Raw genomic sequence first — 9,580 nt, forward strand, 5'->3', positions numbered from 1 at the left:
TTTGCGAACGATCCGACCATGGCCCTCCCCTCCCCCGAACTGCTGGCCCCCGCCGGCACCCTGAAGAACATGCGCTACGCCTTCGCCTATGGCGCCGATGCGGTCTACGCCGGCCAGCCGCGCTACAGCCTGCGGGTGCGCAACAACGAGTTCGACCACGCCAACCTGGCCCTTGGCATCCAGGAAGCCCAGGCCCAGGGCAAGCGCTTCTATGTGGTGGTGAACATCGCCCCGCACAATGCCAAGCTCAAGACCTTTCTCAAGGACCTGGCGCCGGTGATCGACATGGCCCCGGATGCGCTGATCATGTCCGACCCCGGGCTGATCATGCTGGTACGCGAGTATTTTCCGCAGATGCCGATCCACCTGTCGGTGCAGGCCAATACGGTGAACTGGGCCAGCGTGCGCTTCTGGCAGCAACTGGGGCTGAGCCGGATCATCCTCTCCCGGGAACTGTCCCTGGAGGAAATCGGCGAGATCCGCGAGCAAGTACCGGACATGGAGCTGGAGGTGTTCGTCCACGGCGCGCTGTGCATGGCCTATTCCGGGCGCTGCCTGCTCTCCGGCTACATGAATCGCCGCGATGCCAACCAGGGCAGTTGCACCAATGCCTGCCGTTGGCAGTACAAGGCGCAGCCGGCCACGGAGAACCTGCTGGGCGAGATTGTCCAGGCGTTCGATCCCGTCGAACCGACCCTCGGTCTCGGGGCGCCGACCGAGCAGGTGTTCCTGCTCCAGGAAGCCCAGCGACCGGATGAGTCGATGCCGGCCTTCGAGGACGAGCACGGCACCTACATCATGAACGCCAAGGACCTGCGCGCCGTGCAGCATGTCGAGCGATTGACGGGCATGGGCGTGCATTCGCTGAAGATCGAAGGTCGGACCAAATCGCATTTCTACTGCGCGCGAACGACCCAGGTCTATCGCCGGGCGATTGATGATGCCGTGGCCGGGCGGGCGTTTGATCGCAGCCTGATGCATGACCTCGAGTCATTGGCCCAGCGCGGCTACACAGAGGGTTTCCTGCGTCGCCATGTGCATGACGAGTATCAGAATTACCAGCACGGCAGCTCGGTTTCGGAACGCCAGCAGTTTGTCGGGGAGCTGACGGGGGAACGGCGCGAAGGGCTGGCCCAGGTCAAGGTGAAGAACCGCTTTGGGCTGGGCGATCATCTGGAGCTGATGACCCCCGCGGGCAATCTGCATTTCGATCTGGATGAGCTGCACAATGAGCGCGGCGAGCGGATCGAGGTAGCGCCCGGGGATGGGCACACGGTGTACCTGCCGGTACCGGATGAGGTGGAGTTGCGGTTCGGGTTGTTGATGCGGGATGTCACGACCGGCGAACAATAAACTGTGGATGGCAAGCAGGCCCTGATACCACCCAGTTAAAGCCGGACACGCTCCCACAGTATCTGTGCCGTACGCAGGAATTGCGTCAGACACAAAACTGTAGGGGCTGGCCTGTTAGATCCGGAACTGCCCCACCAACTTGCCCAGGCTCTGTCCCAGCTCCGCCAGGCTGCGGGAAGTCTGGGCACTGCGCTGGGTTTCATCGGCGACGCTGTCCACCGCCGAGGCGATCTGGTGCACGCTGCGGTTGATCTCTTCGGCCACCGCGGTCTGCTCGTCGGCGGCACTGGCGATCTGTGCGTTCATGGTGTTGATGGTGCCGATCAACTGCGCCATGGTATCCAGCGACGCACCGGCCTCGTTGGCCCGGTCCGAAGTGCCGTCGCCGGCCTCGCTGGAACGGCGCATGGCTTCCACCGCCACCTGCGTGCCCTGTTGCAGGCGGTCGATCATGCCCTGGATTTCCTGGGTGCTCTGCTGGGTCCGACTGGCCAGCGCCCGCACTTCATCGGCCACCACCGCAAAACCACGCCCCGCCTCACCGGCCCGCGCGGCCTCGATGGCGGCGTTGAGCGCCAGCAGGTTGGTCTGTTCGGCAATCGAACGAATCACCCCGAGTACGCTGACAATCGAAGTCACGTCCTGCTGCAGGCTGTCCAGGGTGGTGCCGCTGTGACGGATGTCCTTCACCAGTGCATGGATCTGTTGGATGCTGCCGTCGACCACGCGCTTGGCGGTCTTGCCCTCGGCATCGGTCTGCTGCGCGGCGACCGCCGCCCCTTGCGCGCCACGTGCCACTTCCTGGGCCGCCGAGGACATCTGGTTGATCGCCGTGGCCACCTGGTCGGTTTCGTGGCGTTGTCGCTCCATCGCCTGTTCCGAACGCTGGGTCTGGTCGCTGACCTGGGAGACCAGGGTGGTCAGTTGCACGGTCATGTCGCTGATCTGCCGCACCAGGCCATGGATCTTGTCGACAAAACGGTTGAAAGAGCCGGCCAACTGTCCCAGTTCATCCTCGCTGGTGATCTCCAGGCGCCGTGTCAGGTCGCCCTCCCCGGCCGCGATATCGTCCAGGCTGAGCTTCATCAGTTGCAACGGGCGCAAAATGCTATTGCCCATCAGCACTCCGACGAACGCGATCACCAGCAACACCACCAGGGCAATCCCGAAGATGCTCAGGACCACCCCTTCCATACGTTGATGGACCTTGGCCTCGACCTCGGCGACCTGAGCCTCGATGCCATCGAGGTTGACGAAGGTACCGATGGCCATATCCCACTTGGGCAGGAATTCGGTGTAGGCGATCTTGGGCACCAACACTTGCTCGTTGGTGGCCAGCGACGCGCTGTATCTCAGGTAATGACTACCGTCCCTGGCGACCCGCACCAGCTCGCGGGTGAAGTAGACGCCATTCGCGTCGTGGGCGTCGTTGAAATTCTTGCCGATACCGTCGGGGTTGTCGCTCTTGAACACCCGCACGATCTGCGAGTCGGTGCCAAAGAAGTAACCGTCCTTGCCGAACTTGATACTCGACAGCAGTTTCACCGCCTGGGCCCGGGCCACCATGTCGCCCTGGGCCGACGCGTCGTAGAGCGGCTTGATCGCGGTGATCGCCAGATTGACGTAATTCTGCAAGGTCACCTTGGCCTCCGACAGCAGACGCTGGCGGGTTTCCTCCACTTCATCCTTGGCCTGGTTTTGCAAGATCCACACCATGGTCAGGCTGATCACCAGGGCGCAGAGCATTACCGGCAGTACCGCGAGGGACACGACTTTGGTCTTCAGGCTCAGGCGCATGATGATGCTCTCTTATAGGAATAGACAGTCAACAGGTTAACGGCTTGGGGCGAGCAAAGTTGAGCATAGTGGCTATGACAGGACGACGAACAGCACATCATGAGCGCCAAGGAAATTTATGCGATTCGGCGCGTTGTTGCGGGATCCAGCGCAGGTATAGGTATCGGCCGCCTGGACGGACACTATCGCCGGCAAGCCGGCTCCCACAAGGGCCCGGTAGTATCCTGGCCTGGTGCGCGCCGGGAGCCTGCTTGCAGGCCCCCACAGTGCGCGAGTCGTACCCGAGGCTTGGGTGCGACTGAAAAACCTGCGGGCGCCGGCTTGCCGGCGATGCTTTTAAATCCGGAACTGCCCCACCAGCTTGCCCAGGCTCCGTCCCAGCTCCGCCAGGCTGCGGGAAGTCTGGGCGCCTCGTTGGGTTTCATCGGCGACGCTGTCCACCGCGGTGGCGATCTGCTGCACGCTGCGGTTGATCTCTTCGGCCACCGCGGTCTGCTCCTCGGCGGCACTGGCAATCTGCGCGTTCATCGCGTTGATGGTGCCGATCAACTGCGCCATGGTATCCAATGACGCACCAGCCTCGTTGGCCCGGTCCGAAGTGCCGTCGCCGGCCTCGCTGGAACGGCGCATGGCCTCTACCGCCACCTGCGTGCCCTGTTGCAGGCGGTCGATCATGCCCTGGATTTCCTGGGTGCTTTGCTGGGTCCGACTGGCCAGCGCCCGCACCTCATCGGCCACCACCGCAAAACCACGGCCCGCCTCGCCGGCCCGCGCGGCCTCGATGGCGGCGTTGAGCGCCAGCAGGTTGGTCTGCTCGGCAATCGAACGAATCACCCCGAGTACGCTGACAATCGAAGTCACGTCCTGCTGCAGGCTGTCCAGGGACGTGCCGCTATGGCGGATGTCCTTCACCAGCGCATGGATCTGTTCGATGCTGCCGTCGACCACGCGCTTGGCGGTCTTGCCCTCGACATCGGTCTGCTGCGCGGCGACTGCCGCCCCTTGCGCGCTACGCGCCACTTCCTGGGCCGCCGAGGACATCTGGTTGATCGCCGTGGCCACCTGGTCGGTTTCGTGGCGCTGACGTTCCATCGCCAGTTCTGAACGCTGGGCCTGGTCGCTGACCTGGGAGACCAGGGTGGTCAGTTGCACGGTCATTTCAGTGATCTGCCGCACCAGGCCATGGATCTTGTCGACAAACCGATTGAAAGAACCGGCCAACTGCCCCAGTTCGTCCTGGCTGGTGATCGCCAGGCGCCGTGTCAGGTCGCCCTCCCCGGCCGCGATATCGTCCAGGCTGAGCTTCATCAGTTGCAACGGACGCAAAATGGCATTGGCCATCCATATCCCAAGGACCGCGATCACCAGCAGCACCACGGCGGTGATCCCGAGGATGCTCAGGATCACCCCCTCCATACGCTGATGGACCTTGGTCTCCAACTCCGCGACCTGGGCATCGATGCCGTCGAGGTTGATAAAGGTACCGATGGCCATATCCCACTTGGGCAGGAATTCGGTGTAACCGATCTTGGGCACCAACACTTGCTCGTTGGTGGCCAGCGACGCGCTGTATTTCAGGAAATGCGTACCGTCCTTGGCGACCTGGACCAGGTCACGGTTGACGTAGACACCATTCGGGTCGCGGGCATCCTTGAAGTTCTTGCCCACGCCATCGGGGTTGTCGCTCTTGAACACCCGTACGATCTGCGAGTCGTAGCCGAAAAAGTAACCGTCCTTGCCATACTTGATACTCGACAGCAGTTTCACCGCCTGGGCCCGGGCCACCATGTCGCCCTGGGCCGACGCATCGTAGAGCGGCTTGATCGCGGTGATCGCCTGGGTGACGTAGTTCTGCAAGGTCGCCTTGGACTCCGAGAGCAACCGCTGATGGGTTTCCTCGACCTCATCCCTGGCCTGATTCTGCAGCATCCAGACCGTGGTCAGGCTGATCACCAGAGCACAGAGCAATACCGGTAGTACCGCGAGGGACACGACTTTCGTCTTCAGGCTCAGACCCATGATGATGCTCTCTTATAGGAATAGATGCTCAACGGGTTAACGGCTTGGGACGGGCGAAGTTGAGCATAGTGGCTATTGATACACGCAAATGCTGTGCTACGGCTATCAGCCAATTACTCGTTGACTCTATTCTCGCTCCTCCCACCTCAGTCAACCGCCCGAGGGCCCCGTCCCGGGTCTAGCGACGTGGCACGTCGACCGTTACCAGCAGCCCGCCCAGCGGGCTGCTCGACAAGCGCAGATCGCCGCCCCAGGCCTCGACGATATCACGCACTATCGCCAGGCCCAGCCCATGTCCGCGGGTCTGTTCGTCCAATCGGGTACCGCGGCTGAACACCTCGGCCCGACTCTGCGGCGGAATACCCGGACCATCATCCTCGATCCCCAGGCGATAACCCGCCGAGACTTCGACGATACTCAGGCGTACCTGCGCATCGGCCCACTTGCAGGCGTTGTCCAACAGGTTGCCGAGCAGTTCCAGGAGGTCCTCGCGATCCCAGGGCAGCTGCAAGCCGGGAACCACCCCATGCTCCAGGTTGAGGTGCTCGCCATGGATCATGCGCAAGGTCGAGAACAGCGCCGGCAGTTCCGTATCGCAATCGAAGGCCGCGCCGGGCAAGGTATCCCCCGCCAGCCGGGCACGTCCCAGCTCCCGCTCCAGGCGTTGCTGGATCTGCTCCAACTGTTCACGCAGGGTCTGGCGCAGATGCGGGTGCGCCTCCAATGCCGCGCAGGAGGTCAGGCTCAGCATGACCGCCAATGGCGTCTTGAGGGCGTGCCCGAGATTGCCCAGGGCGTTGCGCGAACGCTTGAGGCTGCCCTCGGTGTGGGCCAGCAGACGATTGATCTGTGACACCAGCGGTTCCAGTTCCACCGGCACCTGGGTATCAAGTTGGGTGCGCTGCCCTTGTTGTAGCTGGGCAATCTGCTTGCGGGCATTTTCCAGCGGGCGCAGGGCTCGGCGCACGGTGACCCGCTGCAACAGCAGAATGGCGATCAGCGCGCTCAGGCCGATGCCCAGGCCGATACGTTGCATCAGCTGGAAACTGCGACGGACCGGACTGTAGTCCTGGGCCACGCTGATGCTGATCGACTGGCCCAGGCGCCGGTAGTCCGAACGCAGCACCAGCAGCATCTGCCCTTCCGGCCCCAGTTGCAGGTTGGCGTGCAATCCGGCCTTTTCGACACTGGGCAGTTCCTGGTCCCAGAGCGAACGCGAGCGCCAGTGCTGATCGGCGAAATCGATCCGAAAGTAATGTCCGGAAAACGGCCGTTGATAGGCTGGGGACAAGCGTCGCTCATCCAGCTTAAGGCCCTGTGGAGTGCGTACCAGCGCCACCAGCAGGCTTTCGCTGTCAGCGTGCAGGCCGTCCTCCAGATAGCGCTGCAGGCCCAGCTCGAACAGCCAGAGACTGGTCGGCGCCACCACCAGCCCGGCGACGAGCAATACACTGATCAATCCCAGGCTCAGACGGCGCTGAATCGACTTCACCGGGCCGCGCCACCAAAGCGATAACCCTGGCCCCGGCGGGTTTCAATCACGCCGCGCCCGAGCTTGCGACGCAGGTGATTGACATGCACCTCCAGTACATTGGAGTCTCGTTCAGTTTCGCCATCATAGAGATGCTCGGCCAGATGATTTTTCGAGAGGATCTGCTCCGGGTGCAGCATGAAGTAACGCAACAGCCTGAATTCCGCCGCCGTGAGCTGGACATCGCCATCCTCACGGCTGACGCACTGGCGACCTTCGTCCAGATGCAGGCCGGCGGCCTTCAGGGTCGGCTGGTTGGCCTGGCCACGGGCCCGGCGCAGCAACGACTGGACCCGCAACTGCAGCTCCTGCGGGTGGAACGGCTTGGTCAGGTAATCGTCGGCACCGGCCTTGAGCCCTTCGATACGTTCAGCCCAGGAGCCTCGCGCGGTAAGGATCAGCACCGGTACCGCCAAGCCATCGGCGCGCCATTTGTGCAGCACCTCAAGCCCCGGCAAGCCCGGCAGGCCAAGATCGAGAATGATCAGGTCATAGGGCTCGACCGCGCCTTGAAAAAGCGCATCACGGCCATCGGCCAGCCAGTCGACGGCATAGCCATGCCGGGTCAGGCTGGCCAACAGCTCGTCCGCCAAGGGCACATGGTCTTCCACCAACAACAACCGCATCAATCGTCTTCCTTGTCTTTTAATAAACGACCACTGCTGGCATCCAGCTCGATATCCCGCACGACACCGGCACGGGTCAGGAGCTCAACGTCATAGACATAGACGTCATGCCGGTTCACCAGTTCGGCTTCCAGCAGTTTTGCCCCGGGATAGTGATTCAAGGCCTGCTGCAGCAATTGCTCCAGCGGCATGATGACGCCCTGGCGGCGCAAGCGCAGGGCTTCGTCCTGGTTCAGATCATTGGCGCAAGCCAGGGAACCGGAGGCCGCAAGCACGAGCGCGGCGCAGAGGTGCAGATTCAACGTCATTGACTGTCCTGATGATCCTTGAGAACCCGCCCGCCGATGGCGTCCGATTCAACCTCCCACTCAATTCCCTGAGCGTCGCGCAGTTCTATCTGATAAGTAAAGTCGCTGTCTTGCCCATTCCGCTCAATATCAGCAACACCAAGGTAAGGGTCGCAACTTAATCGAAACTGAATTTCGTCGCAGGCCAGGGCCCCCGGCGCATGGCTTTTGCCGGGCAAGCGCAGTCGAAGCGCGCGACCTCCCCTATAATCCCTGTCCCGGTAGAACGAGGACTGTATGACTGCCATCCATATCAAGTTTCCCGCCTTGACCCTCAAGGCCGGCAAACGAGCCCTGCGGCGCATTCGCGAGCAGGGCTTGAAAGCCGCCGACGTCGGCACCCTGCCCGGTGCGGCTGGCGGCCCCAAGGCCCTGGGCATCCAGGGGCTGGACCTGGCGCTGTTCGGCGAGTGGTTGCCGGGCAGTCCGCGGGAGCGTTCGCTGATCGGCGCTTCCATCGGTGCCTGGCGCTTTGCCAGTGCCTGCTTGCCGGATGCCGCCGAGGGCATTACGCGGCTGGGCCAGCTCTACAATGAACAGAGCTTCGCCAAGGGCGTGACCATGGCCCAGGTCAGCGCGAGCTGCCGACGCATGCTCCATGAGCTGCTCGACGGGCGCGACGCGTCGATCCTGACCAACAGCCATTATCGCCTGAACGTGGTGATCGTGAAGAGCCACGGCCTGCTCGCCGACGATCATCGGGGGCGCCTGGGACTCGGGCTGTCGTCGGTCATCGCCAACAACCTGGTCAAGCGCTCGCGCCTGTCACGGCACTTCGAACGCGTCATCCTCCATGATCCACGACGGGCCCCTCCCCTTCAGGCGCTCAATGACTTCCCGTCACGCTGCCTGCCCTTGGGCGCCGATAATCTGCGCCAGGGCCTGCTGGCGTCCGGATCGATCCCGATGGTGATGGAGGGCGTGCGCGATATCGTCGGGGTCGGCAGCGGCACCTACCGCGATGGCGGGTTGCTGGACTATCACCTGGACCTGCCCTATAGCGGTGATGACGTGGTGCTGTATCCGCACTTCACCGACAAGGTCATTCCCGGCTGGTTCGACAAGACCTTGCCCTGGCGCCGGGGCAATCCGGAGCGTTTGCAGGACGTCCTGCTGCTGGCGCCTTCGCGGGAATACCTGGCCCGGCTGCCCCACGGCAAGTTGCCTGATCGTAATGATTTCAAGCGTTATATGGGCGACGACCAGGGACGCCAGGCCTATTGGCGCAAGGCGATGGAGCAGAGCCGACGCCTGGGCGACGAGTTTCTCGAACTGGTCGACAATGGCCGTCTGGGGGAGCGCTTGTCGGCGCTTTGAGGCGCTTGCCGCCGCGCAAGCTGTTAAACTGCCGCCCTGCATTCATCGGCTGCGCGCTGGCCACCCTTCAGAGCTGACATTACCGTGGAAATCTTCAAAGAGTTTACGTTCGAATCCGCCCACAAGCTGCCCCACGTAGCGGACGGCCATAAATGCGGTCGCCTGCATGGTCACTCGTTCAAGGTGGCGATTCATCTGAGCGGCGAGATGGACCCGCACACTGGCTGGATCCGTGACTTCTCGGAGATCAAGGCGATCTTCAAGCCGCTGTATGAGCGTCTGGACCACAACTACCTGAACGATATTCCGGGCCTTGAGAACCCTACCAGCGAGAACCTGGCGAAGTGGATCTGGCAGGAGTTGAAACCGTTGCTGCCGGAGTTGTCAGCCATCCGTATCCATGAGACCTGCACCAGCGGCTGTATCTATCGCGGGGAGTAAATCCCACCGGTAAAAAACCACCTGTAGCGGTGGTTTTTTTATGCCCGGGATTTACCAACTGCCTTGAACTCGAACACCGACCTGTGGGAGCCGGCTTGCCGGCGATGGCGGCGGAACAGTCTCTACAGCAGGCCGGGCCTGCCACCAGG

The 9,580-nt window shown here is 62.5% G+C and carries 8 protein-coding genes and 3 pseudogenes; 3 read left to right on the forward strand and 8 right to left on the reverse strand.

Annotated elements, in window-relative coordinates; genetic code table 11:
• Window positions 1-18 precede the first annotated feature (18 nt).
• On the forward strand, window positions 19-1,353 hold the full coding sequence (gene yegQ / locus M5B96_RS27210; RefSeq protein ID WP_248800058.1) for a tRNA 5-hydroxyuridine modification protein YegQ: 1,335 nt from the start codon (window positions 19-21) through the stop codon (window positions 1,351-1,353).
• 114 nt (window positions 1,354-1,467) lie between these two features.
• On the opposite strand, the gene M5B96_RS32875 is transcribed toward yegQ, so the two are convergent.
• The 8 genes and pseudogenes from M5B96_RS32875 to M5B96_RS27240 all read right to left on the reverse strand — a co-directional run.
• Window positions 1,468-2,289, reverse strand: coding sequence for a methyl-accepting chemotaxis protein (locus M5B96_RS32875; RefSeq protein WP_412548658.1), 822 nt, complete (start codon window positions 2,287-2,289; stop codon window positions 1,468-1,470).
• Window positions 2,290-2,373: 84 nt separating this feature from the next.
• A pseudogene (locus M5B96_RS32880) lies at window positions 2,374-3,150 on the reverse strand (cache domain-containing protein); the annotation flags it as partial.
• Between the two features lie 336 nt (window positions 3,151-3,486).
• Window positions 3,487-4,308 carry a methyl-accepting chemotaxis protein gene (locus M5B96_RS32885; protein ID WP_412548659.1) on the reverse strand — a complete coding sequence of 274 codons (822 nt, stop codon included), beginning with the start codon at window positions 4,306-4,308 and terminating at the stop codon, window positions 3,487-3,489.
• A 36-nt stretch (window positions 4,309-4,344) separates the two neighbouring features.
• Window positions 4,345-5,169: pseudogene (locus M5B96_RS32890) on the reverse strand (cache domain-containing protein); the annotation flags it as partial.
• 178 nt (window positions 5,170-5,347) lie between these two features.
• Window positions 5,348-6,661, reverse strand: coding sequence for a sensor histidine kinase (locus M5B96_RS27225; RefSeq protein ID WP_248800061.1), 1,314 nt, complete (start codon window positions 6,659-6,661; stop codon window positions 5,348-5,350).
• Window positions 6,658-7,326, reverse strand: coding sequence for a response regulator transcription factor (locus tag M5B96_RS27230; protein ID WP_248800062.1), 669 nt, complete (start codon window positions 7,324-7,326; stop codon window positions 6,658-6,660). The genes M5B96_RS27225 and M5B96_RS27230 overlap by 4 nt, the downstream gene beginning before the upstream one ends.
• Complete coding sequence (locus M5B96_RS27235) at window positions 7,326-7,634, reverse strand: PepSY domain-containing protein (protein ID WP_248800063.1); 309 nt, start codon at window positions 7,632-7,634, stop codon at window positions 7,326-7,328. The genes M5B96_RS27230 and M5B96_RS27235 overlap by 1 nt, the downstream gene beginning before the upstream one ends.
• Window positions 7,631-7,729: pseudogene (locus tag M5B96_RS27240) on the reverse strand (peptidase); the annotation flags it as partial. The gene M5B96_RS27235 and the pseudogene M5B96_RS27240, both read right to left, overlap by 4 nt.
• 181 nt (window positions 7,730-7,910) lie before the next feature.
• Between M5B96_RS27240 and M5B96_RS27245 the strand changes: the two are divergent.
• A complete protein-coding gene (locus tag M5B96_RS27245; protein WP_248800064.1) occupies window positions 7,911-8,990 on the forward strand; it encodes a patatin-like phospholipase family protein in 1,080 nt (359 codons plus the stop codon).
• Between the two features lie 84 nt (window positions 8,991-9,074).
• Window positions 9,075-9,431, forward strand: a complete 357-nt coding sequence (gene queD, locus M5B96_RS27250; RefSeq protein WP_248800065.1) for a 6-carboxytetrahydropterin synthase QueD — start codon at window positions 9,075-9,077, stop codon at window positions 9,429-9,431.
• Window positions 9,432-9,580: the final 149 nt, after the last annotated feature.

Source organism: Pseudomonas sp. MWU13-2105 (assembly GCF_023242315.1).
Lineage (GTDB): Bacteria > Pseudomonadota > Gammaproteobacteria > Pseudomonadales > Pseudomonadaceae > Aquipseudomonas.

Bases quoted from the DNA above. Each gene is read 5' to 3' on its own strand.
- M5B96_RS27235 (WP_248800063.1), bottom strand. From the start codon at position 7,634: ATGACGTTGAATCTGCACCTCTGCGCCGCGCTCGTGCTTGCGGCCTCC.
- M5B96_RS32875 (WP_412548658.1), bottom strand. From the start codon at position 2,289: ATGACCGTGCAACTGACCACCCTGGTCTCCCAGGTCAGCGACCAGACC.
- yegQ (WP_248800058.1), top strand. From the start codon at position 19: ATGGCCCTCCCCTCCCCCGAACTGCTGGCCCCCGCCGGCACCCTGAAG.
- M5B96_RS27245 (WP_248800064.1), top strand. From the start codon at position 7,911: ATGACTGCCATCCATATCAAGTTTCCCGCCTTGACCCTCAAGGCCGGC.
- M5B96_RS32885 (WP_412548659.1), bottom strand. From the start codon at position 4,308: ATGACCGTGCAACTGACCACCCTGGTCTCCCAGGTCAGCGACCAGGCC.
- M5B96_RS27230 (WP_248800062.1), bottom strand. From the start codon at position 7,326: ATGCGGTTGTTGTTGGTGGAAGACCATGTGCCCTTGGCGGACGAGCTG.